Genomic DNA, 23,301 nt, shown 5'->3' with positions numbered 1-23,301 from the left:
TTTCCCTGAGAGTCGCGCCACTGCGACACGCTCGGCCGGCGCGGCAAAGCAGAATCGGCGCGATGAAGAATCTCGCGCCCGTCGCATTCACCGCCGCCGGCTTTCTCCTCCTGATCGCTGCGCCGCCGGCCGCACGGGCGCAGCAGGATCGGCCCCCGACCGACCTGGGCTCGGGCAGCAGCACCGGTGCGAGCCTGCGCGAGATCACCGTGACCGTGCCCCGCGGCGAGGTCGCGCCATTCAACGTGCCCGGCTCGGTCGACCGCGTCGACGGCAACGAGATGCGCGACAGCCGCTTGCAGGTGAACCTCTCTGAAGGCCTCGGCGCGGTACCGGGGCTGCAGGTACAGAACCGGCTGAACTACGCGCAGGACCTGCAGCTTTCCATCCGCGGCTTCGGTGCTCGCTCGACCTTCGGCGTGCGCGGCGTGCGCCTCTATGTCGACGGCATCCCCGCGACCCTGCCCGACGGGCAGGGCCAGACCTCCAACATCGACATCGGCTCGCTGGACCGCGTGGAGGTGCTGCGCGGACCGTTCTCCGCGCTCTACGGCAACTCCTCCGGCGGCGTGGTGCAGGCCTTCACCGCCTCGGGCGAGGGGCCGCCGCGCCTGTCGTATTCGCTCGCGGGCGGCAGCTTCGGCACCTGGCGGCAGTCGCTGCAGCTCAGCGGCTCCCAGGGCGCGGTGGACTACCTGCTCGACGCGAGCCGCTTCCACACCGACGGCTGGCGCGAGCACAGCGCCGCGAGGCGCGACATCGCCAACGGCAAGTTCGGCATCGCGATGGACAACGGCGACAGGCTGACGCTGGTGTTCAACAGCGTGCGCATCGACGCGCAGGACCCGCTGGGCCTCACCGCCGACCAGTACGCCCTTGCCCCGCGCAACGCGCCGCTGGCCACGCAGTACGACACCCGCAAGACGGTCGAGCAGACGCAGGCCGGCCTGCTCTACGAACACCGCATCGACGCCACGCAGGGCCTGCGGCTCATGGTCTACGGCGGCCAGCGCAAGACCGTGCAGTTCCAGTCGATTCCGCCGTCGGCGCAGCAGAACCCCTTGCACGCGGGCGGCGTGATCGACCTCTCGCGCCAGTACGGCGGCATCGACCTGCGCTGGAACGCCGCGCTCACGCTGGCCGGCCGGCCCTTCGACATCGTGGCCGGCCTGGGCTACGACAGCCTGCGCGAGAAGCGCCGGGGCTACGAGAACTACCTGGGGCCGGTGTCGGCGCCGCTGCTCGGCGTGCAAGGTCGGCTGCGGCGCAACGAGCTCAACGAGGCCTGGAACCTCGATCCCTACGCGCAGGCCACCTGGCGGCTCACCGATCGCTGGACGCTCGAAGCCGGCGTGCGCCGCAGCAGCGTGCACTTCGATTCGCAGGACCGCTACATCGTCGGCACGAATCGCGACGACAGCGGCAGCGCGCGCTACAGCAAGACCCTGCCAGTGGCCTCGCTGCGCTATCAGGCGACGCAGGACCTCGCGCTCTACGGCTCGATCGGCCGCGGCTTCGAGACGCCGACGCTGAACGAGCTTTCGTACCGGGCCAACGGCGCGAGCGGCCTCAACTTCGCGCTGCGGCCATCGGTGAACGACAGCATCGAGATCGGCGCCAAGGCGCGGCTCGCGGGCGGCCTGCTCACGGCCGCGTTGTTCCAGACCCGCACGCGCGACGAGATCGTGACCGACACCAACGTCGGCGGCCGCGCGACCTTCCAGAACGCCGGCCGCACCCGGCGCAACGGCTTCGAGCTTGGCTGGCAGCACGAGACCGCGAACCACTGGCGCACGCAGCTCGCCTACACATGGCTGGACGCCACCTACCGCGACGCCTTCTGCTCGCCATCTCCCTGCGCGGCGGCCAACACCGTTGCAGCGGGCAACCGCATTCCGGGCATCGCGCGGCAGTCGCTCTTCGCGTCGCTGGGCTGGGTGCCGCCCGAAGGCTGGCGCGCCGGCATCGAGATGCGCGCGCTCGGCCGCATCCAGGCCAACGACGCCAACACCGCGAGCGCGCCGGGCTATGCCGTCGCGGCGGTGTATGCGGGCTATCTGAAGAAGTGGGAGCGCTGGGAGTTCAACGCCTTTGCGCGCGTCGACAACCTGTTCGACCGGCGCTACGTGGGCTCGGTGATCGTCAACGAAGGCAATGCGCGCTATTACGAGCCTGCGCCTGGCCGCAACTGGACGGTGGGACTGAGCGGTGCCTACCGCTTCTGACGCCCCACCATCCTTTTCTCTTGCTTACTTGAGGCCGGCGGCTGCGCGCAGCGCGGCGGCCTGGGTGGTCGCTTCCCAGGTGAACTCGGGCTCCTCGCGGCCGAAGTGGCCGTAGGCGGCGGTCTTCTGGTAGATCGGGCGCAGCAGGTCGAGCATCTGGATGATGCCCTTCGGGCGCAGGTCGAAGTGCTCGCGCACCAGTTCCGCGATCTTCTCGTCGGGAATGACGCCGGTGCCTTCGGTGTAGACCGTGATGTTCATCGGCTGTGCCACGCCGATGGCGTATGCCACCTGGATCTGGCACTGGCGCGCCAGGCCGGCGGCCACGATGTTCTTGGCGACGTAGCGTGCGGCGTAGGCGGCCGAGCGGTCGACCTTCGACGGGTCCTTGCCCGAGAACGCGCCGCCGCCGTGCGGGCAGGCGCCGCCGTAGGTGTCGACGATGATCTTGCGGCCGGTGAGGCCGCAGTCGCCCTGCGGGCCGCCGATGACGAAGCGGCCGGTCGGGTTGATCAGGTAGCGCGTGTCCTTGAGCCACTCCTTGGGCAGCACGGGCTTGATGATCTCCTCGATGATGGCTTCGTTGAACGAGGCCTTCATCTTGGTGGGCGTCTCGCTCTGGTCGGGGCTGTGCTGGGTGGAGAGCACCACGGTGTCGATGCTGTGGGGCTTGCCGTCCACGTAGCGCATCGTGACCTGGCTCTTGGCGTCGGGGCGCAGGAAGGGCAGTCGGCCGTCCTTGCGCAGCTGGGCCTGGCGCTCGACGAGCCGGTGCGCGTAGTAGATGGGCGCGGGCATCAGCTCTGGCGTTTCGTCGCAGGCGTAGCCGAACATCAGGCCCTGGTCGCCGGCGCCGGTGTTCAGGTGGTCGTCGCTGGCGTGGTCGACGCCCTGGGCGATGTCGTTGGACTGCTTGTCGTAGCAGACCATCACGGCGCAGCCCTTGTAGTCGATGCCGTACTCGGTGTTGTCGTAGCCGATGCGCTTGATGGTGTCGCGTGCGACCTGGATGTAGTCGACGTGCGCGTTGGTGGTGATTTCGCCCGCCAGCACCACGAGGCCGGTGTTGGTCAGCGTCTCGGCTGCCACGCGGCTGCGGGGGTCCTGTTCGAAGATCGCGTCGAGGATGGCGTCCGAGATCTGGTCGGCGACCTTGTCGGGATGGCCTTCGGAGACGGATTCGGACGTGAAGAGGAAGTCGTTCGCCATTTGTTCAAAACTCCTTGATTTGACTTGGCGCGTTGCCAACTCTGCGGAGCTCTGGCGAACGCTTTAGCAGATGCCGATTTCTCGGCCCGGCACAATCGCACTGCTGCGCTTGTGTTTGTCGCCCTGCAAGTTGTTCCGTAACTCGGCGACAATTTGCATTCTATTCGAGCCGCGCAATACCATGCGCGCGCGTCCGTGTTTTGACTCCCTCCCGTATTCGATGATCACCCTGTTCCGCCTGCTTGCCCGCGTGCCGATGCCGCTGATGCATCGGCTCGGCGCATTGCTGGGCTGGCTGGTCTGGTGGAGCGCGCCCGGCTACCGCCGCCGCTTCAGGGCCAACGCCGAGAGCGCGGGCTTCGGCCCCGAGCAATACCGTCCCGCCATCGCCGCAGCCGGCAAGATGGCGTCCGAGCTGCCCTGGCTCTGGCTGCGGCCTCAAGGGGAAACCGTGCTGCATCGCGTGGTGCGCTGGGAGGGCGTGGAAGCCTTCGAGGCGGCCATGCAGGCGAAGAAGGGCGTGATCCTGGTCGCGCCGCATCTCGGCAGCTGGGAGATGTGCGGCCAGGCCATCGGCGAGCGTTTTCTGTCGACCTACGGGCCGATCACCGCGCTCTTTCGCCCTGCGCGCAAGAAGTGGATGGCCGAGCTGATCGCAGCCGGTTCGCGCGACAGGCCCGGCCTGCAGACCCTGCCCACCAACAACACCGGCGTGCGCGGCCTGATCCGCACGCTGCGCAGCGGCGGCTACACCGGCATCCTGCCCGACCAGGTCCCGCCGCTCGGCCAGGGCGTGTGGGCCCCCTTCCTGGGCCGTCCGGCCTACACCATGACCCTGCTTCCCCGCCTCGCGCAACAGACCGGCGCAGCCTGCTTCCTCAGCGTGTGCGAACGCCTGCCGAATGCGGCCGGCTACGTGATCCGCTTCGATCCCATCGTCGGCACGGCGCTGACCGACTCGACCGCTCCCATCGAGGAGGCGGCCGCGGCCATGAACGACGCGATCGGCCGGCTGATCCGCAGCCTGCCGGGGCAGTACGTCTGGGACTACGCCCGCTACAAGGAGCCGCGCGCCGAGCGCGTGGTCGCCGCTGCCGGGGAGACCGCATGAGCCTCGGTTCCCGACTCGGCATCGGCTTCATGCGCGCGATCGCGCCGCTGCCGCTGCCGCTGGTGCGCGGCTTCGGCGCCTTCCTTGGCCGCATCCTGCACGTCGTCGCGGTGCCGCGGCGGCGCGTGGTCGACACCAACCTGGCGGTCTGCTTCCCCGAGAAGTCGCAAGCCGAGCGCCGTGCGATCGCGAAAGAAACCTTCGTCTACGTGGCGCAGTCGTGGCTGGACCGCGGCTGGCTCTGGCATGCGCCCGAGAAGACGGTGGCGAGCCGGCTCAGGATCGTCGGCGCAGCCTCGGAGATCAGCGAGATCGCCCACGGCGAGGAGCCCATGATCCTCTTCGCGCCGCACTTCTACGGCCTCGACGCGGCCGCCACCGCGCTCACGATGCACACGGCGCGCCCCTCCGCCACCATCTACACGACCCAGCGCGACCCGATGATCGACGCCTGGATCCGCGAGGGCCGCACGCGCTTCGGCGACGTGGCGGCGCTCAACCGGGTGGACGGCATCAAGCCGGTGCTGCAGGGCCTGCGCAAGGGCGGCCTGCTGTACCTGCTGCCCGACATGGACTTCGGCCGCGACCAGACCATCTTCGTGCCGTTCTATGGCGTGCAGGCGGCCACGGTGCCGTCGCTGTCGCGCTTCGCGCGGCTGGGCAAGGCCAAGGTGGTGCCGGTGGTGTCGAAGCTCACGCGCGACGGCTACGAGATCGAGATCCTGCCGACCTGGCAGAACTTTCCGACGGACGACGTCGAGGCCGACACGGCGCTCATGAACGAGCGGCTGCAGGGCTACATCGACACGATGCCCGCGCAGTACTACTGGGTGCACCGCCGCTTCAAGACGCGGCCCGAGGGCGAGCCGCCGATCTATTGAGGGCCGCAGGAGCCGGGCAGCCGGATGCAGGGTTCGCCGAGGTTTCGCAAAGGCCTAGAAAGAAGGCCCAGAAGGTCCGAAGAGGCGGACCTGGTTCTTTCGGCGGCCTCTGCCTTCGGTCAAGCCCGATTCAGGAAGCCCTCGATCTCGCGCGCGACCAGCTGCGGCTGCTCGTGCACGATCCAGTGGGTCGCGTTCGGCACCTTCCTGACCTCGAGCCTGGGCACGTATTCGTCGAGCCCTTCGAGCAGGCCGGGCAGCAGCGCGGCGTCATCGAGTGCCCAGAACACGAAGGTCGGCACTTCCACCACGAGTCGCTCGCGCGGCAGCACGGGGATGCCGTCGACGGTCTGGCCGGGCAGGGGCGGCTTCATCGGCGTTACGCGGTAGAGGTTGCAGGCGCCCGTGAGGCCCGCGCTCCAGACCTCGCGGTACTGCTGCTTCACTTCCTCGGTGAGCCAGCCGTGGCCGTCGGGGCCGGCCTTCATCAGCAGGAAGAAAGGCCACATGCGCTTGAAGTCGTCGGCCGCGAGCAGCGCCTCGGCGTCGGGGCGCGCAAGGAAGTTCATGTACGCGCTCGCCTGCTGCTGCGCGGGGTTGTTGCGCAGCTCGCGGGTGAAGGTGCCCGGGTGCGGCGAATTGATGATGACCAGCTTGCCGACCTGCTGAGGGAAGGCGTTGGCGTAGCCCCAGCCGAAGGCGCCTCCCCAGTCGTGGGCGACCAGCGCGGCCATGGTGCCGTCGGCGCTCTCGGTGGCGGCGAGCTGCTGGATGTCCTGGATCAGCAGATGCGGCTTGTAGGCAGCCACGTCGGTGGGCGAGCTCGACTTCTCGAAGCCGCGAAGGTTGGGCGCCACGCAGCGGTAGCCGCCATGGGCGGGGTCGGAGAAGTATTCGAGCAGCTCGTCCCAGATGAAGGCGGCCTCCGGGAACCCGTGGAGGAACACCATCAGCGGCCGGCCCGGCTGGCCGGCGGCGCGGCAGCTCAGTGTGGTGCCGTTGGGCAGGCTGCGTTGGAATGTCTCGATCATGCTTCTTGTCTCCTTCGGGTTGACTGTCGTCGCTATTGTTTTGATAGTGACCTGCGCAGATGGGACGGACGGTGCAGCCTGCCGGATCGTCAGGCGCCTTCCGCTGGCGGCGGTGGCTCGGGTGCGGGCGCCGGCGCCTCGGCGTCCTCTGGATGGACCCAGCGCCACAGCAGTTCCGCCGCCTCGCCCACACCTTGCTTCTTGAGGGCCGAGAACAGTTTCACCTCGCCGCCGCCGGCCTGCAGTCGCGTAATGGACAGCACCTTGGCGCCCTCGCTGCGGGTGAGCTTGTCGGCCTTGGTGAGCAGCACGAGGAACTTCAGGCCCTGCTCCACGCGCGGGCGGATCACGTCGAGCAGGATCTCGTCGAGCTCGGTCAGGCCGTGGCGCGGATCGCACATGAGCACCACGCCGCGCAGGTTCTCGCGCGTCATGAGGTAGTTGCCCATCACGCGCTGCCAGCGCAGCTTGGCCTCGCGCGGCACGGCGGCGTAGCCATAGCCGGGCAGGTCGGCGAGCACCGCGTCATCGACTTTCTGCTTGCCGATGCCGAACAGGTTGATGTGCTGCGTGCGGCCGGGCGTCTTGGAGGCGAAGGCCAGGCGCGTCTGCTGCGTCAGGGTGTTGATGGCGGTCGACTTGCCCGCGTTGGAGCGGCCGACGAAGGCGATCTCGGGCAGGCCGAGCGGGGGCAGGTGTTCGAGCTGGGGGGCGCTGGTGAGGAAGTGGGCGGTGTGGAGCCAGCCCAGCGCCATGCGCTCGCGTTCGGCGACCCGGGGGTCTGCGGCAGCTGCCGCGCGGGGAGGATAGGCAGCGGGCTTGGCGCGCGGGGAGGGCATCTACGGACTTTCGAAACAGGGCCCACATTGTAGAATCGTGAGGTTTTGCGCCATAAATTCGAAGCCCCCGATATGAAGTTGTTTGCCAATATTGTGCTTGCGGCCCTCGTGGGCATCGCATCCAGCGTGAGTTTTGCGGCCGATGAACACGCGGCCGCTCCTGCCGCCCCGGCAGCCGCCAAGCCGGCCAAGCCGGACCCCGCCAAGGGGGATGCGCTCTTCAACGCAACGCCGGCAAACAGCCAGAGCTGCGCCTCGTGCCACAACGCCGACGGCAACTCCGCCATCGCGGCCAACCCCAAGCTGGCGCAGCAGCATCCCGAATACATCCTCAAGCAGCTGCAGGACTTCAAGTCCGGCGCCCGCAAGAGCGCGATCATGAAGCCGCTGGCCTCGGCGCTGTCCGACGAAGACATGCGCAACATCGCCTGGTTCGTCGGCTCCAAGAAGGTCAAGCCGGGCTTCTCGAAGGACAAGGACACCATCGCGCTGGGCGAGAAGATCTACCGCGGCGGCATCGGCGATCGCCAGATCCCGGCCTGCGCCGGCTGCCACAGCCCCAACGGCGCCGGCATTCCGGCCCAGTATCCGCGCCTTGGCGGCCAGAACGCCGACTACACCGTGGCGCAGCTCACCGCCTTCCGCGACAACGTCCGCCTGAACAGCCTGCCAATGACCGGCGTCGCCGCCAAGCTCAACGACAGGGAAATCAAGGCTGTTGCCGACTACATTGCCGGTTTGCGTTGATGATGGCGCTCCCTGGAGCGTGACCAGCCGCCGATAACAACCCCAAACAAAGGGCGGGCCGATCCAGCAGGATGGCCCGCCCTTTTGTTTTCAGCCCTCTCTTCCTTCTTCTTCCAGCTTCGCCCGATGTCGTCCGTCTCCACCCATGGCCTTCGCGTTCATCGCGGACCGCAGATGCTTCGCGCCGCGGTGGAGCTGCTGTCGTCGATGCGCTTCGCGATCGCGCTGCTCACCATCATCTGCATCGCGTCGATCATCGGCACGGTGCTCAAGCAGCACGAGCCGATCAACAACTACATCAACCAGTTCGGCCCGTTCTGGGCCGAGCTTTTCCGCGCCGCGCGGCTCGACTCGATCTACAGCGCCTGGTGGTTCCTGCTGATCCTGCTGTTCCTGGTGATCAGCACCACGCTGTGCATCGTGCGCAACACGCCGCGCATCATGGTCGACCTGAAGACGCTCAAGGAAGACATCCGCGTGCAGAGCCTGAAGGCCTTCGGCCATCGCGCGGAGAACAGCCTGGGCGAGACGCCCGAGGCCGCGGCCAACCGCATCGGCCAGCTGCTGGTGAGCGGGGGCTGGAAGGTCAAGCTGCAGCGGCGCGACGCCGGCGCCGACGGCAAGAGCGCCGGAGGCTGGATGGTCGCGGCGCGCGCGGGCGGCGCCCACAAGCTGGGCTATATCGCGGCCCACAGCGCCATCGTGCTGGTGTGCATCGGCGGCCTGTTCGACGGCGACCTGGTGGTGCGCGCGCAGACCTGGTTCAACGGCAAGAGCGTATTCACCGGCGGCGGCATGATCGCCGACGTGCCGCCCCAGCACCGGCTGTCGGCCAGCAACCCGACATTCCGCGGCAACATCCTCGTGCCCGAGGGCGGGCAGGGCAGCGTCGCCATCCTGAACCAGTCCGACGGCGTGCTGCTGCAGGAGCTGCCGTTCTCCATCGAGCTGAAGAAATTCATCGTCGACTACTACTCGACCGGCATGCCCAAGCTCTTCGCGAGCGAGGTGGTGCTGCACGATCGCGAGACCGGCGAGCAGGTGCCCGCGCGCATCGAGGTCAACCATCCGGCCAGCTACAAGGGCGTGGAGATCTACCAGTCGAGCTTCGACGACGGCGGCTCGAAGGTGAAGCTCAAGGCGGTGCCGATGGCTGCCGCGGCCAAGCCCTTCGAGGTGGAAGGCGTCATCGGCGGGCCCAGCACCGAGATCACCAACGGCAAGGACAAGCTCACGCTCGAGTACGCCGCGCTGCGCGTGATCAACGTCGAGAACTTCGCCGACGCCAACGCCATGGGCAGCGGCGCCGACGTGCGCAAGGTCGACCTGCGCCACGACATCGAGTCGCGACTGGGCGCTGCCAACAAGACCAACAAGCCGAAGGTGCTGCGCAACATCGGCCCGAGCATCGGCTACAAGCTGCGCGACGCTTCGGGCCAGGCGCGCGAGTACCAGAACTACATGGTGCCGGTCGACACAGGCGACGGCCAGCCGGTGTTCCTGCTGGGCATGCGCGAGAAGCCCGACGAGCCCTTCCGCTACCTGCGCGTGCCGGCCGACGAGCAGGGCTCCATGGACGGCTTCGTGCGCATGCGTGCGGCGCTCGCCGATCCGGCCACGCGCGAGCGCGCCGTCGAGCGCTACATCGCCAAGGCCACCGATCCCAAGCGCCCCGAGATGGCGGAGCAGCTGCGCGTGTCCGCCACGCGCGCGCTGGCCTTGTTCGCCGGCAGCGAGCGCGCCAAGGCCGACGCCGCCACCGCAGGCGGCTGGCAGGCCATTGCCGAGTTCATGGAGGCCAACGTGCCCGAGGCCGAGCGCGAGCGCGCCGGCGGGGTGCTGGTGCGCATCCTCAACGACGTGCTGTTCGAGGTGCTCAACCTGAGCCGCGAGGGTGCCGGTCTCGCCGCGCTGCCCAACGACGAGAAATCGCAGGCCTACCTGACGCAGGCCGTGCTTGCCATCAGCGACGCGTACTTCTACCCGGCGCCGGTCGCGATGATGATGACCGACTTCACCCAGGTGCAGGCCAGTGTGTTCCAGGTGGCGCGCGCCCCCGGCAAGAACATCGTCTACCTGGGGTGCCTGTTGCTGATCGTCGGCATTTTTGCCATGCTGTACGTGCGCGAGCGCCGCCTGTGGGTGTGGCTGGCGCCCGGCGGCACGGCTGCCGGAGGCGAAGCACCCGCGACGACGGCAGCCACGATGGCTTTCTCGGTGAATCGCAAGACCATCGACAGCGACCGCGAATTCGAGCATCTCAAACGCAAGCTGCTCGCCCTGAACGCATAAGACCACGAGACGACATGAACACCACGACCCTCACGCTCAATGAAAGCTGGCTCTCGCGCCGCAACCTGTTCGACTGGGTGTTCGCGGCGCTGGTGGTGGCCGGCGGGCTCTTCGCCTTCACGCGCTACGCGGGCTCGATGGATTACTACGAGAAGCCGATCCTCGCCGCGGCGGTGATCGCGACCATCGCCATCGGCTGGTTCTGGCGGCCGCTGCGGGTTCTCGCGATCGTGGTGGCTGCGGCTTCGCTGCTGGCCATCGCGTCTTACCAGGGCGACCTGGCACGCGCCGACACGGTGTTCTGGCTCAAGTACTTCCTCTCGAGCCAGTCGGCCATCCTCTGGATGAGCGTGCTGTTCTTCATGAGCACGCTGTTCTACTGGCTCGGCTTCTTCGGCGGCAGGCAGTCGGACACCTTCGACGCGATCGGCTCGCGCCTGGCCTGGGCGGCGGTGACGATGGCGCTGATCGGCACCATGGTGCGCTGGTACGAGAGCCATCAGCTCGGCCCCGACATCGGCCACATCCCGGTGAGCAACCTGTACGAGGTGTTCGTGCTGTTCTGCTGGCTGACGGCGGCCTTCTACCTTTACTTCGAGGAGCGCTACGGCACGCGTGCGCTCGGCGCCTTCGTGATGCTGGTGGTCAGCGCGGCGGTGGGCTTTCTGCTCTGGTACACGATCGTGCGCGAGGCGCACGAGATCCAGCCGCTGGTGCCGGCGCTGCAAAGCTGGTGGATGAAGCTGCACGTGCCGGCCAACTTCATCGGCTACGGCACCTTCGCGCTCGCGGCCATGGTCGCCTTCGCCTACCTCATCAAGGAGCAGGCCGACGAGAAGCGCTGGTACAAGCTCACGCCGATCTGGCTGCTGGGCGTGGCGCTGTGCTTCGTGCCAGTGGCGTTCCGCCAGCGCGTGCAGGAGGCCGGCGGCAGCTACTGGGTGATCTATGCAGGCATTTCCGCGCTGATCGCCGCGGGCATCCTGCTGGGGCGCAAGCGCATCGCCGCGCGCCTGCCGGCCAACGACGTGCTCGACGATGTCATGTACAAGTCGATCACCGTCGGCTTCGCCTTCTTCACCATCGCCACCGTGCTCGGCGCCCTGTGGGCGGCCGACGCCTGGGGCGGCTACTGGAGCTGGGACCCGAAGGAGACCTGGGCGCTGATCGTCTGGCTCAACTACGCGGCCTGGCTGCACATGCGGCTGGTGAAGGGCCTGCGCGGCACCGTGGCGGCCTGGTGGGCGCTGGGCGGGCTCGCGGTCACGACTTTCGCCTTCCTGGGCGTGAACATGTTCCTGAGCGGGTTGCACAGCTACGGCACCCTGTGAGTGCAGGCCTGCGGCCTTTCGCGAAGAATTATTGAAACCACGCGCCGCGGCGGCGCGTAACCGAATCGGGGTTGGCCACGAACTACCCTGAGAACAACGATTCCGCGAAAGGCCCGTCATGTCGTTCCATTCCCGTCCCCTCCGTCGCACCGTCAACAACAGCGGCGACAACGGTTTCATCCATCCGCTGTCCAGCGAGATCACGCCCCGGGAGGTCTACGAAGGCCGCCGCGACATGCTCAAGCTGATGGCCGGCGGTGCAGCGGGAGCCGCGCTGGCGGCATTCGCCTCGCGCGAAGCCCTGGCGCAGGTCGAGCGCCCCAACAAGCTCGCACCGCTGCCGGGCGCGAAATCGACGGTGCCCGGTGCCATCTCGATGGAGAAGGTCACCGACTACAAGGACGCCTCCACCTACAACAACTTCTACGAGTTCGGCACCGACAAGGCGGACCCCGCCAAGAACGCCGGCACGCTGAAGACGCGGCCCTGGACAGTGGAGGTGGAAGGGCTGGTCAAGAAACCGGGCAAGTACGGCATCGAGGACCTGCTCAAGCTCAGCGCCCAGGAGGAGCGCATCTATCGGCTGCGCTGCGTCGAGGGCTGGTCGATGGTTATCCCTTGGGTGGGTTACTCGCTCTCCGAGCTCATCAAGAAGGTCGAGCCGCAGGGCAACGCCAAGTTCGTCGAGTTCGTGACCCTGGCCGACCCCAAGACCATGCCCTTCGTGGGCTCGCGCGTGCTCGACTGGCCCTACACCGAGGGCCTGCGCATGGACGAGGCGATGCATCCGCTCACCCTGCTGGCCTTCGGCATGTACGGCGAGGTGCTGCCCAACCAGAACGGCGCGCCGGTGCGGCTGGTGGTGCCGTGGAAGTACGGCTTCAAGTCGGCCAAGTCGATCGTGAAGATCCGCTTCGTCGAGAAGGAGCCCAGCACCGCCTGGAACAAGGCCGCGGCCAACGAATACGGCTTCTATTCGAACGTGAACCCGAACGTCGACCATCCGCGCTGGAGCCAGGCCACCGAACGCCGCATCGGCGACGGCGGCGGGCTGTTCGCCAAGCGGCGCAAGACGGAGATGTTCAACGGCTACGAAGCGCAGGTCGGCCAGCTCTATGCGGGCATGGACCTCAAGAAGAACTACTGAGATGGGGCTCGCCCCCGGGCTGCGCGCACTTGGTGTCGCGCGCGCCTTCCCTCTGCCGGGGGCAACACCTGCGGGCCGGCGGAGCCGGGTCCGCGGTGTTCTCGACGGTGCGACGTCTCTTCTTTCATGGAGTGTCTTGTGAACAAGCTGCTCATGCATCCGGCGACCAAGCCGATCGTCTTCCTGCTGTGCCTGCTGCCTTTCGCGCGGCTGGCCTATGGCGCGTTCACGGACGGGCTGGGCGCCAACCCTGCGGAGTTCCTGATCCGCGCCACCGGCGACTGGACGCTGCGCTTCATCTGCATCGTGCTGGCGGTGACGCCGCTGCGCGTGATGAGCAAGTGGAACGCGCTCGCGCGCTACCGTCGCATGCTGGGCCTGTTCGCGTACTTCTACGTGGTCCTGCACCTGCTGTGCTACGCCTGGTTCGACATGGGCTTCGAGTGGGCCGACATCGCGAAGGACATCGCCAAGCGGCCGTTCATCCTGGTGGGCTTCTCGGCCTTCGTGCTGCTGACGCCGCTGGCGGCCACGTCGTTCAACCGCGCGATCAAGGCGATGGGTGCGAAGCGCTGGCAGATGCTGCACAAGCTGGTCTACCTGATCGCAGGGCTCGGCCTGCTGCACTTCTTCTGGATGCGCGCGGGCAAGAACAACTTCGCGGAAGTGTTCGTCTACGCCGCGATCATCGCGGTGCTGCTCGCGTGGCGCGTATGGAACTACTTCGCGAACAAGCGCGGGAAGGCGAAGCCGGCGTCTGCGGGTGCGGTGCGCACCGGCTGACGCCGGGAAAGGGCGATCAGCCGTCGATCTCGCTGCGCAGCTGGTCTTCCATCGTCTCGCGGCGGCGGATCAGCCTTGCGCTCGCGCCGCTCACCAGCACCTCGGCGGCACGGCCGCGCGTGTTGTAGTTGCTGGACATGCTCATGCAGTACGCGCCCGCCGACAGCACGGCCAGCAGGTCGCCCGACAGCACGTTGAGCGCGCGGTCGCGGCCGAGCCAGTCGCCGCTCTCGCAGACCGGGCCGACCACGTCGTAGGTCGTTGCGTTGCCCGCGCGCGTGCGCACCGGCACGATGCGCTGGAAGGCCTGGTACATCGCGGGGCGCGGCAGGTCGTTCATGGCTGCATCGACGATGCAGAAGTTCTTGTCCTCGCCCGGCTTGGTGTAGAGCACTTCGGTGACGCACACGCCGGCGTTGCCGACCAGCGAGCGGCCGGGTTCAATCACCAGCTTGCGCCCGCCGAAGCCGCGTGCGTCGAGCTTGGCCAGCAGTTGCTGCCAAAGCGCATCGGCCTTGGGCGGCACCTCGCCGTTGTAGTCGATGCCCAGGCCGCCGCCGAAGTCCAGGTGATGAATCGGCACGCCGGCCGCCTCGATGGCTTCCACCAGGTCGAGCACGCGGTCGCACGCGTCGAGATAGGGCGAGGCCTCGGTGATCTGCGAGCCGATGTGGCAGTCGATGCCCACCACCTCCAGCCCCGGCAGCCGCGCGGCGTGCTTGTAGGCCTCGACGGCGCGGTCGTGCGCGATGCCGAACTTGTTGCCCTTGAGGCCGGTGGAAATGTAGGGGTGCGTCTTCGGATCGACGTTCGGATTGATCCGGATGCTGATCGGCGCGCGCTTGCCTTCGGCAACAGCCACTTCGTTGAGCACGTCGAGCTCCGCTTCGCTCTCGACGTTGAAGCAGGCGATGCCGGCCGCAAGGGCTTGGCGCATCTCGGCGCGGGTCTTGCCGACGCCCGAGAAGATGATCTTCTTCGGATCGGCACCCACGGCCAGCACGCGCGACAGCTCGCCGCCGGAGACGATGTCGAAGCCGCAGCCTGCTTCGGCGAACACGCGCAGCACGCCGAGCGAGGAGTTGGCCTTCATCGCATAGCAGATGAGGGCGTCGCGGCCCTCGAAGCCGCGCTGGTAGGCCGCCAGGGCATCCAGCATCCATTGCCTGGAGTAGACGAAGAGGGGGGTGCCGTGTTCGCGGGCCAGCGCGTCGAGCGCCACGCCTTCGACGTGCAGCGTGCCGTCGCGCTCGGCGATGTGCGGCTGGCCGGGCAGGGAAGTGGTCGTGCCGGCGTTCACTTGCGTTGCTCCGTACCGGTGCTGCTGCCGTTCGTGGTCGGAGCGGCCGGTGCGCTGGCGGCGGCCGCAGGCGCGGGCGCTGCCTGGCTGGAAGACGACGATGATGACGATGAGGAGCGCAGGCTGTCCGGCGTCAATATCTCCGGCAAGGTGGCTCGCCCGGCGGCTGCCGGATCGGTCGGCAGATACAGCGCACCGCGCTGTCCGCAGGCGGCGACGAGCCCGGCGGTGCCTACGGCGAGGCAGACCATGAGCGCGGCGCGGGCGCGGGTGCTCACTAGAATTTGGCGAACGTTCAACATGGCGAAATTGTAATGACCGACACCGAGTACATGGATCGCGCCGAGGCTGCTCTTGCAGCCATCGAGCTGGGCTGCGACCGCATCAACGAAGCGACCGACGCAGACATCGACAACCAGAGGGTGGGCGGGATGATCACGATGACCTTTCGCAACGGCAGCCAGCTGATCGTGAACCTGCAGAAGCCCTTGCAGGAGATCTGGCTAGCCGCGCGTTCGGGCGGCTATCACTACCGCCATGACGGCAAGGCCTGGGTGGACACCAAGACCGGCGAGGAATTCTTCGGCAACCTGTCGCGCGAGGCGACGCTTCAGGCCGGCCAGCCGCTGGACTTCGCGGCTGGCTGAACCTTCCGCCGGCGGCGGCGCTCAGTTGCGGAACAGGTCGAGGATGCGGTTGCGTTCCTCGGGCTGCGCGGGGGCGCCGATCGGACCGCCTGCCGGGGCCTCGACCGGCGCTGCCGGTGCGGACTCCACGCCCAGGCTCGCAACGCCGCGTCCCGGCGCGTAGTCGTCGTAGTACCACTCGCCGCCGACGCTCACGATGCCCGGGGGCGGGTTGGCGGACAGCTCGGTCACCGGCACGCCCTTGATGGCCGTCTCCATGTAGGTGATCCAGATCGGCAGGCTCAGGCCGCCGCCGGTCTCCCGATCGCCCAGGTTGCGCGGCGTGTCGTAGCCGATCCACGAGATGGCCGTCATGGTGGGCTGGAAGCCGGCGAACCAGGCGTCGAGCGAGTCGTTGGTGGTGCCGGTCTTGCCGTAGAGGTCGGGGCGCTTGAGCATGGCCTGCGCCTTGGCCGCAGTGCCGCCGCGGGCCACCGAATTCAGCAGCGTGTCCATGATGAAGGCGTTGCGCTGCGGGATGACGCGCAGCGAATCGTTCAGCAGCGGCGGCTGCTTGTCGACCAGCACCTTGTCCTTGTGGTCGGTGATGCGCGTGACCAGGTACGGATTCACGCGATAGCCGCCGTTGGCGAACACCGAATAACCCACCGCCATCTGCATCGGCGTGACCGAGCCCGCGCCCAGTGCCATCGGCAGGTAGGCAGGGTGCTTTTCCTTGTCGAAGCCGAAGTTGGTGATCCACTCCTGCGCGTAGCGCGTGCCGATGGACTGCAGGATGCGGATCGAGACCAGGTTCTTCGACTTCATCAGCGCGGTGCGCATCGTCATCGGGCCGTCGTAGCCGCCGCCGTAGTTCTTCGGCTCCCAGGGCTGGCCGCCGGTGGTGCCGGCGTCGAAGAAGAGCGGGCCGTCGTTGATGACCGTGGCCGGGGTGAAGCCCTTTTCGAGCGCCGCGGAATAGATGAAGGGCTTGAAGCTCGAACCCGGCTGGCGCCAGGCCTGCGTCACGTGGTTGAACTTGTTCTTTCCGAAATCGAAGCCGCCGACCAGCGCCTTGATGGCGCCGTCGCGCGGGTCCATGGCGACGAAGGCGCCCTCGACCTCGGGCAGCTGCGTGATCTCCCAGGTGTTCTTGGGCGTCTTCACCACGCGGATGACCGCGCCGCGGCGAATCTTGATGTTCGGCGGCGCCTTGTCGGAGAGGCCCGACTGGGCGGGCTTGAGGCCCTCGCCGGTGATCTGCACCGGGTCGCCGTTGCCGCGCACCGCGTCGATCTGCTTCGGCGTGGCCTTGAGCACCACCGCCGCCATCACGTCGCCGTTGTCGGGGTGGTCGCTGAGCGCGTCGTCGACCGCTTCGTCGAGGTCCTTCGGGTCGTTCGGCAGGTCGACGAACTTCTCGGGGCCGCGATAGATCTGGCGGCGCTCGTAATCCATGATGCCCTTGCGCAGCGCCTTGTAGGCGGCGGCCTGGTCGGCTGCGACGAGCGACGTGTACACCTTGAGGCCGCGTGTGTAGGTGCTGTCGCCGTACTGCGCGTACATCAGCTGGCGCACGGTCTCGGCCACGTACTCGGCGTGCAGGCGGTTCGGGTCGGCGGCGTCGCGCAGGTGCAGCTCTTCCTTCTTGGCTTCGGCCGCCTGCTCGGCGGTGATGAAGCCGGCTTCCTGCATGCGGTCGATCACATAGAACTGGCGGCCCCGCGCGCGCTGCGGGTTGTTGACCGGGTTGTTCGCGCCTGGCGCCTTGGGCAGGCCGGCCAGCATGGCGGCCTGGGCGATCGTGAGTTCCTGCAGGGGCTTGCCGAAATAGGCTTCGGAGGCGGCAGCGAAACCGTAGGCGCGGTTGCCGAGGTAGATCTGGTTCAGGTAGATCTCGAAGATCTGGTCCTTGGTGAGCAGGTGCTCCAGCTTGAAGGTGAGCAGCACCTCGTAGATCTTGCGTGTGAGCGTCTTCTCGGAACTCAGGTAGACGTTGCGCGCCACCTGCATCGTGATGGTCGATGCGCCCTGGCTCTTCACGCGGTTCATGTTGGCCAGGCCCGCGCGGATCATGCCCTTGTAGTCGACGCCGCCATGGTCGTAGAAGCGCGCGTCCTCGGCTGCGAGCACGGCGTCCTTCACGACCTTCGGGATGGCCGAGATGGGCGTGAGGTTGCGGCGCTCCTCGCCGAACTCGCCGATCAGGATGCCTTCGGCAGAGAAAACGCGCAGCGGCAGCTTCGGCCGGTAGTCGGAGAGCTCGCTGATGTCAGGCAGGTTGGGATACGCGACCGCAAGGGCCACGGCCACCACGCACAGCACCGCGAGCACACCGGCCAGCGCAATGCCGAAGCCCCAGAGGAAAAGGCGCAGCAGCCATTTCAGCCAGGTCGGGCGGGGGGAGGGGGAATTCTTGGCTGGCCCTTTGGGGCTGGAAGTTTCTTGCATGAGGGGCCGCACAGAGTCACCCGACATTATAAAAAGCCGCCCCTTCCTCACGATCCGATCTTTGCGGGGCTTGCATTGCCCTAATTCAAAAGTTACAAAATGCGGTTTTGCCGTCAGCTTTTGACAACGCTTGAGGAATTTGCCCTGCAGCGTCGCTTGGTTGCTGCTACGCCTGCTGCTAGCATGCAACCGAATTCAATTTTTTCTATTCGTTACAAATACAGGGGAAGAGGAACCTGCCTTGGCTGCTCTTGGATCATTGTTTCGTCGTCAGAACGCTCCCCTGCTGGGGCTGGACGTGAGTTCGTCCAGCGTCAAGCTGGTCGAGCTCGGCCGTGAGGCCAGCGGCAAGCTGGTCCTGGAGCGCTGCGCCATCGAACCCCTGGAACGTGGCTGGATCACCGACGGCAACGTCGAGAAGTTCGACGAGGTGGCCGAAGCCGTCCGCCGCGTCATCCGCAAGAGCGGCACCCGCACCCGCAACGTGGCGCTCGCATTGCCGCCATCGGCCGTGATCACCAAGAAGATCATTCTTCCCGGCGGCATGAGCGAGCAGGAGCTCGAGATCCAGGTCGAGTCCGAAGCCAACCAGTACATCCCGTTCTCGCTCGACGAAGTCAGCCTCGACTTCTGCGTGACCGGCCCGAGCGCCACCTCCGCAGGCGACGTGGAAGTTCTGATCGCCGCGTCGCGCAAGGAAAAGGTCCAGGACCGCGAAGGCCTGGCCGAAGCCGCGGGCCTGAAGGCGATGATCCTCGACGTCGAATCGTATGCCTCGCGCCTGGCCACCGCCCGCCTGATCGAGCAGCTGCCCGGCAAGGGCGTCGATTCGATCGTTGCGCTCTTCGAAGTGGGCGCCTTCACCACCAGCATGCAGGTGCTGCGCAACCAGGAAGTGCTGTACGACCGCGACCAGGCGTTCGGCGGTGCTCAGCTCACCCAGCTGATCGTGCGCCAGTACGGCTTCTCCGCCGAGGAAGCCGAGGCCAAGAAGCGCAGCGGCGACCTGCCCGACGACTACGGTTCGGGCGTGCTCAGGCCCTTCGTCGAGAGCATCGCGCAGGAAATCGCGCGTGCGCTCCAGTTCTTCTTCACCAGCACACCGCACAATCGCGTCGACTACGTCCTGCTGGCCGGCGGATCGGCTTCGCTGCCGGGGCTGACGAACGCCGTCACGCGGCAGACCTCGTTCGCCTGCTCGCTGCTCAATCCCTTCGAAGGGATGGAAATCAGCTCGAACGTCCGGGAGAAGAAGGTCCGCCGCGAGGCTCCGTCCTATCTGACCTCGTGCGGGCTGGCCATGCGGAGGTTCCTGCAGTGATCCTCATCAATCTGCTCCCGCATCGCGAAGCTGCGCGCAAGCGCAGGCGCGAGGCGTTCTATGGCACCCTGGGTGCCGCGGCGATCCTGGGCGTGTTGATCGCCGGGCTGGGCTACCTCTGGTTCGAGGCGCAGATATCGGCGCAGCAGTCGAAGAACAGCTTCCTGCAGGCCGAGATCAAGAAGCTCGAGGTCGAGATCAAGGAAATCTCCACGCTGCAGGAAGAAATCGCCGCGCTGCGCGCGCGCCAGCAGGCCGTCGAAGACCTGCAGGGCGACCGCAACTTGCCCGTGCACCTGCTCAACGAGCTCGTGCGGCAGCTGCCCGATGGCGTCTACCTGACCAACATGAAGCAGGACAACCAGACGGTCACGCTGCAGGGCATGGCCCAGTCGAACGAGCGCGTGTCGGAGTTGCTGCGCAATCTCGGCAACAACAGCCCGTGGCTGGTGAAGCCCGAGCTGGTCGAGATCACCTCGGCCAATGTGAGCCTGAATCCGCGCGACCAGCGCCGCGTGGCGAACTTCACGATGCGCATCGGCCTGAAGCGGCCCACCGACGCGCAGAAAGCCGCTGCCGACAAGGCATTGGCCGCAACGGCGCAGTCCAAGGGGTAACCGATCATGGCAAGCAAGCGCCCCTTCCAGAAAATCGACGTCGCCGCAGCGCTCCAGCGCTTCGGCGACCAGTTCCGCGGACTCAATCCGAACGATCCCTCGGCGTGGCCCCCGGTGCCGCGCTATGCGCTGTGCCTCGCAGTCACGGCGCTGGTGCTGGTCGCTCTGTGGTTCGTCTGGCTGACCAATTCGAACGACGAGCTCGAAAGCGAGCGGGCCAAGGAAGTCACGCTCAAGGCCGACTACCAGAAGAAGGTGGCCCAGGCCGCCAACCTCGATCTGCTCAAGAAGCAGCGCGAGCAGGTCCAGCAGTACGTGACCCTGCTCGAGAAGCAGCTGCCCAGCAAGGCCGAAATGGATGCCCTGCTGTCGGACATCAACCAGGCGGGCCTGGGCCGCAGCCTCCAGTTCGAGCTGTTCCGCCCCGGCCAGGTGTCGGTCAAGGACTATTACGCCGAACTGCCGATCGCCGTTCGCGTGACCGGCCGCTATCACGACATGGGCGCCTTCGCGGCCGACGTGGCGGGCCTCTCGCGCATCGTGACGCTCAACAACATCTCGGTCACCCCGCAGAAGGACAAGGACGTGCTGACGATGGACGCCACCGCGCGCACCTATCGCTATCTCGACGATGAAGAGCGGGCCGCCCAGAAGCGCGCCTCCGCACCGAAGGCGAAGAAATGAAGATCGTCGCCAAAGTACTGTGGCTGACGCTGGCCGCGTCGGCATTGAGCGCCTGCGACTCGGGCCAGGAAGACCTCCAGCGCTGGATGGCCGAGCAGCGTGCCCAGGTGAAGCCTTCGATTCCGCCCATTTCCGAACCCAAGAAGTTCACTCCGCAGGCCTATACCGAGGCCTCGGCGTTCGAACCTTTCAACATCCTGAAGCTGACGCAGGCGCTGCGCCGCGAATCGAACCAGCCGAGCACCTCGGAGCTGATCGCGCCCGAGCTGGCTCGGCGCAAGGAGCCGCTCGAGGCTTTCCCGCTCGACTCGATGGCGATGGTCGGCAGCATGAACCGAAACGGCCAGCCGGTGGCGCTGCTGCGCGTGGACAAGCTGCTCTACAAGGTGCGCGTCGGCGAATACCTGGGACTCAACTACGGGCGTATCACCCGCATCAACGAAACCGAAATCGCCTTGCGTGAAATCGTGCAAGACGCCGCCGGTGAATGGATCGAACGCGTCGCGACGCTGCAGCTGCAAGAGAGTGCGAAATGAACCAAAAGAAATCAAAAATGGCACAGTGGCTGCGCGCTGCCGGCCTGGGTCTGCTGGCCTTCGGCGCATTGGCCGTGGCACATGCGCAAAACGCCATCGAAGCCGTCACCAGCTCGACCCAGTCGGGCTCGGAAGTCATCCGCATCGATCTCGCGCAGCCGCTCACCGCGGTTCCCGCCGGATTCGCCGTCCAGACCCCCGCGCGCATCGCGCTGGACTTTCCCGGTGTCACGAACGCCATCGGCCGCTCCGCCATCGAGGTGAACCAGGGCAACCTGCGCTCGGTGAACGTGGTACAGGCCGGTGAGCGCAGCCGCGTGGTGCTGAACCTGAAGCAGGCGACCGCGTACAAGGCAGAGATCCAGGGCAAGTCGCTGCTGGTGGTGCTCGAGCCCGTCGCCGGATCGGCCCTCGCAGCCCCGGTCTCCACGGCTTTCGCCGAAAACCGCAATCGCGACACGCTGCCGCTGCGCGACGTCGACTTCCGCCTGGGCGCCGACAGCACCGGCCGCGTCATCGTCGACCTTCCGAACAACCAGGTGGGCGTGGACGTCAAGCAGCAGGGCAAGAGCCTCGTGGTCGAGTTCACCAAGTCGTCCCTGCCCGAGGGGCTGCGCCGCCGCCTCGACGTGGCCGATTTCGGCACGCCGGTGCAGATGATCACCTCGCAGCAGGCCGGCGACCGCGTCCGCATGACGATCGACGCCAAGGGCGACTGGGAGCACAGCGCCTACCAGAGCGAAAACCAGTTCGTGGTCGAGGTGCGCGCCCGCAAGGTCGACCCGACCAAGCTGACCCAGGGCGTGGGCTACAACGGCGAGAAGCTGTCGCTCAATTTCCAGAACATCGAGATCCGCTCGCTGCTGCAGGTGATCGCCGACTTCACGAACTTCAACATCGTGACCTCGGATTCGGTGACGGGTGCCCTCACGCTGCGTCTGAAGGACGTGCCGTGGGACCAGGCCCTGGACATCATCATGCAGGCGAAGAACCTGGGCATGCGCAAGAACGGCAGCGTGCTGTGGATCGCGCCCAAGGATGAGATCAACGCCAAGGAAAAGCTCGAGTTCGAGGCCAAGGCCGCGATCGAGAACCTGGAGCCGCTGCGGACCCAGTCGTTCCAGCTCAACTACACCAAGGCGATCGCCATTGCGCAGGGCCTGACCGGTACTGGCGCTTCTGCTGGCGGCGGCGGCGGTGGCGGCACCACGACCCGCATCCTGAGTCCGCGCGGCAGCGTGATCGCGGAGTCGCGTACCAACCAACTATTCGTGTCTGACGTTCCCTCGCGACTGGCGCAGGTGGCGGAACTGATCCAGAAGCTCGATATCCCCGTTCGCCAGGTGCTGATCGAGGCACGCATCGTCGAGGCGTCCGATACCTTCGGCAAGTCGCTGGGCGTGCGGTTGGGCGGCGGCATCGCCGGCGAGCGTTTTGCATCTTCCGGCGGCAATCGTGCGTTCGCCAACCTTGGCGTGATGCCTGTCGTGACCCCTGGCACCAACGGTGGTCCGAGCACTGCCAACACCACCTGGACCAACTCCAACTTCATCAACCTCCCCGCAGGCGATGCTGGCGGCACCGGCAACGCGGCAGGCACCTTCGCGATCTCGCTTTTCAATTCGAGCTTCTCGCGCATGCTGAACCTCGAAATCTCGGCGCTCGAAGCCGACGGCAAGGGCAAGCTGGTCTCCAGCCCCCGTGTCATCACCGCCGACCAGACCAAGGCGCTGATCGAGCAGGGCGAGGAAATTCCGTATCAGCAGGCCACTTCCAGCGGCGCGACCTCCATCTCGTTCCGCAAGGCGGTGCTGAAGCTCGAAGTCACGCCCCAGATCACGCCGGAGGGCAACATCATCCTGACGCTGGACGTCAGCAAGGACGCCCGCGGCGTGAATACCTCGGCGGGTCCGGCGATCAACACCAAGCACGTGCAGACCGAGGTGCTGGTGGAGAACGGCGGCACGGTTGTCATCGGTGGTATCTTCGAGCTCACCGAAACCAATGACGAATCGCGCGTGCCGGTGCTGGGTGAAGTGCCCTATGTGGGTGCACTGTTCCGCAAGCGCGAACGCGTTGCCAACAAGACTGAAATGCTCGTCTTTATCACCCCGAAGATGATTACCGACCGCAACGCCGCGCGCTGACGCGCGGGCGTAGCAGCCACCGC

General features: G+C 66.8%; 20 protein-coding genes. 14 read left to right on the top strand and 6 right to left on the bottom strand.

Translation table 11 applies throughout. From position 1 onward, the window contains the following. Nucleotides 1–62 precede the first annotated feature (62 nt). The gene (locus FHY06_RS08810; protein ID WP_184604509.1) at nt 63–2,225 is read left to right on the top strand and encodes a TonB-dependent receptor domain-containing protein; all 2,163 of its coding nucleotides are present in this window, start codon (nt 63–65) and stop codon (nt 2,223–2,225) included. A 24-nt stretch (nt 2,226–2,249) separates the two neighbouring features. On the opposite strand, the gene metK is transcribed toward FHY06_RS08810, so the two are convergent. Next, nucleotides 2,250–3,434, bottom strand: coding sequence for a methionine adenosyltransferase (gene metK / locus FHY06_RS08805; RefSeq protein WP_019654448.1), 1,185 nt, complete (start codon nt 3,432–3,434; stop codon nt 2,250–2,252). A gap of 220 nt (nt 3,435–3,654) precedes the next feature. Between metK and FHY06_RS08800 the strand changes: the two genes are divergently transcribed. Together FHY06_RS08800 and FHY06_RS08795 are read left to right on the top strand one after the other, a co-directional pair. Then, nucleotides 3,655–4,545, top strand: a complete 891-nt coding sequence (locus FHY06_RS08800) for a lysophospholipid acyltransferase family protein (RefSeq protein WP_184604507.1) — start codon at nt 3,655–3,657, stop codon at nt 4,543–4,545. Further along, a complete protein-coding gene (locus tag FHY06_RS08795; RefSeq protein WP_126182660.1) occupies nt 4,542–5,426 on the top strand; it encodes an LpxL/LpxP family acyltransferase in 885 nt (294 codons plus the stop codon). Before FHY06_RS08800 ends, FHY06_RS08795 begins: the two co-directional genes overlap by 4 nt. Nucleotides 5,427–5,545: 119 nt before the next feature. Here FHY06_RS08795 and FHY06_RS08790 read toward each other — a convergent pair whose 3' ends face one another. Together FHY06_RS08790 and yihA are read right to left on the bottom strand one after the other, a co-directional pair. After that, nucleotides 5,546–6,457, bottom strand: a complete 912-nt coding sequence (locus tag FHY06_RS08790; RefSeq protein WP_019654445.1) for an alpha/beta fold hydrolase — start codon at nt 6,455–6,457, stop codon at nt 5,546–5,548. A gap of 89 nt (nt 6,458–6,546) precedes the next feature. Next, nucleotides 6,547–7,296: a ribosome biogenesis GTP-binding protein YihA/YsxC gene (yihA, locus tag FHY06_RS08785; protein WP_126182662.1), complete on the bottom strand. Its 750-nt coding sequence runs from the start codon at nt 7,294–7,296 to the stop codon at nt 6,547–6,549. A gap of 72 nt (nt 7,297–7,368) precedes the next feature. On the opposite strand from yihA, the gene FHY06_RS08780 reads away from it, so the two are divergent. The 5 genes from FHY06_RS08780 to FHY06_RS08760 all read left to right on the top strand — a co-directional run bounded on the left by FHY06_RS08780 (nt 7,369) and on the right by FHY06_RS08760 (nt 13,596). Then, complete coding sequence (locus FHY06_RS08780) at nt 7,369–8,043, top strand: c-type cytochrome (RefSeq protein WP_019654443.1); 675 nt, start codon at nt 7,369–7,371, stop codon at nt 8,041–8,043. 126 nt (nt 8,044–8,169) lie between these two features. Next, nucleotides 8,170–10,335 (top strand): cytochrome c biogenesis ResB family protein, encoded by a 2,166-nt coding sequence (locus tag FHY06_RS08775; RefSeq protein WP_184604505.1) that lies wholly within the window; start codon nt 8,170–8,172, stop codon nt 10,333–10,335. A 14-nt stretch (nt 10,336–10,349) separates the two neighbouring features. After that, nucleotides 10,350–11,666 carry a c-type cytochrome biogenesis protein CcsB gene (gene ccsB, locus FHY06_RS08770; RefSeq protein WP_019654441.1) on the top strand — a complete coding sequence of 439 codons (1,317 nt, stop codon included), beginning with the start codon at nt 10,350–10,352 and terminating at the stop codon, nt 11,664–11,666. Between the two features lie 118 nt (nt 11,667–11,784). Beyond that, nucleotides 11,785–12,813, top strand: coding sequence for a protein-methionine-sulfoxide reductase catalytic subunit MsrP (gene msrP / locus FHY06_RS08765; protein ID WP_184604503.1), 1,029 nt, complete (start codon nt 11,785–11,787; stop codon nt 12,811–12,813). Nucleotides 12,814–12,951: 138 nt separating this feature from the next. Then, the gene (locus tag FHY06_RS08760; RefSeq protein ID WP_019654439.1) at nt 12,952–13,596 is read left to right on the top strand and encodes a protein-methionine-sulfoxide reductase heme-binding subunit MsrQ; all 645 of its coding nucleotides are present in this window, start codon (nt 12,952–12,954) and stop codon (nt 13,594–13,596) included. Nucleotides 13,597–13,612: 16 nt separating this feature from the next. Here the strand turns inward: FHY06_RS08760 and lysA are convergent, their stop codons facing one another. Continuing rightward, nucleotides 13,613–14,896, bottom strand: a complete 1,284-nt coding sequence (lysA, locus tag FHY06_RS08755) for a diaminopimelate decarboxylase (protein ID WP_019654438.1) — start codon at nt 14,894–14,896, stop codon at nt 13,613–13,615. Next, nucleotides 14,893–15,198, bottom strand: coding sequence for an LPS translocon maturation chaperone LptM (gene lptM / locus FHY06_RS08750; protein ID WP_019654437.1), 306 nt, complete (start codon nt 15,196–15,198; stop codon nt 14,893–14,895). Before lptM ends, lysA begins: the two co-directional genes overlap by 4 nt. A 12-nt stretch (nt 15,199–15,210) precedes the next feature. Here lptM and cyaY point away from each other — a divergent pair, with 12 nt between their 5' ends. Beyond that, nucleotides 15,211–15,543, top strand: a complete 333-nt coding sequence (gene cyaY / locus FHY06_RS08745; RefSeq protein ID WP_019654436.1) for an iron donor protein CyaY — start codon at nt 15,211–15,213, stop codon at nt 15,541–15,543. 21 nt (nt 15,544–15,564) lie between these two features. On the opposite strand, the gene FHY06_RS08740 is transcribed toward cyaY, so the two are convergent. Next, nucleotides 15,565–17,973: a penicillin-binding protein 1A gene (locus FHY06_RS08740; RefSeq protein WP_019654435.1), complete on the bottom strand. Its 2,409-nt coding sequence runs from the start codon at nt 17,971–17,973 to the stop codon at nt 15,565–15,567. Nucleotides 17,974–18,214: 241 nt separating this feature from the next. Between FHY06_RS08740 and FHY06_RS08735 the strand changes: the two genes are divergently transcribed. Genes FHY06_RS08735 through pilQ form a run of 5 tightly spaced genes read left to right on the top strand, consistent with a single transcriptional unit; the run spans nt 18,215 to nt 23,278 of the window. Further along, entirely contained in the window at nt 18,215–19,294 is a 1,080-nt protein-coding gene (locus FHY06_RS08735) for a pilus assembly protein PilM (RefSeq protein ID WP_019654434.1), read from the top strand. Then, a complete protein-coding gene (locus FHY06_RS08730) occupies nt 19,291–19,911 on the top strand; it encodes a PilN domain-containing protein (protein ID WP_019654433.1) in 621 nt (206 codons plus the stop codon). The genes FHY06_RS08735 and FHY06_RS08730 overlap by 4 nt, the downstream gene beginning before the upstream one ends. 6 nt (nt 19,912–19,917) lie before the next feature. Next, nucleotides 19,918–20,595 (top strand): type IV pilus inner membrane component PilO, encoded by a 678-nt coding sequence (locus FHY06_RS08725; RefSeq protein ID WP_184604501.1) that lies wholly within the window; start codon nt 19,918–19,920, stop codon nt 20,593–20,595. Further along, nucleotides 20,592–21,131: a pilus assembly protein PilP gene (locus tag FHY06_RS08720; RefSeq protein ID WP_019654431.1), complete on the top strand. Its 540-nt coding sequence runs from the start codon at nt 20,592–20,594 to the stop codon at nt 21,129–21,131. The genes FHY06_RS08725 and FHY06_RS08720 overlap by 4 nt, the downstream gene beginning before the upstream one ends. After that, a complete protein-coding gene (pilQ, locus tag FHY06_RS08715; RefSeq protein WP_132752347.1) occupies nt 21,128–23,278 on the top strand; it encodes a type IV pilus secretin PilQ in 2,151 nt (716 codons plus the stop codon). The genes FHY06_RS08720 and pilQ overlap by 4 nt, the downstream gene beginning before the upstream one ends. Nucleotides 23,279–23,301: the final 23 nt, after the last annotated feature.

Origin of the sequence: Variovorax atrisoli, assembly GCF_014195185.1 — a bacterium.
Classification (GTDB): Bacteria; Pseudomonadota; Gammaproteobacteria; order Burkholderiales; family Burkholderiaceae_C; genus Variovorax; species Variovorax atrisoli.
Note: the sequence above shows the minus strand (reverse complement) of the source record. Positions and strands in the feature narration are given on the sequence as shown.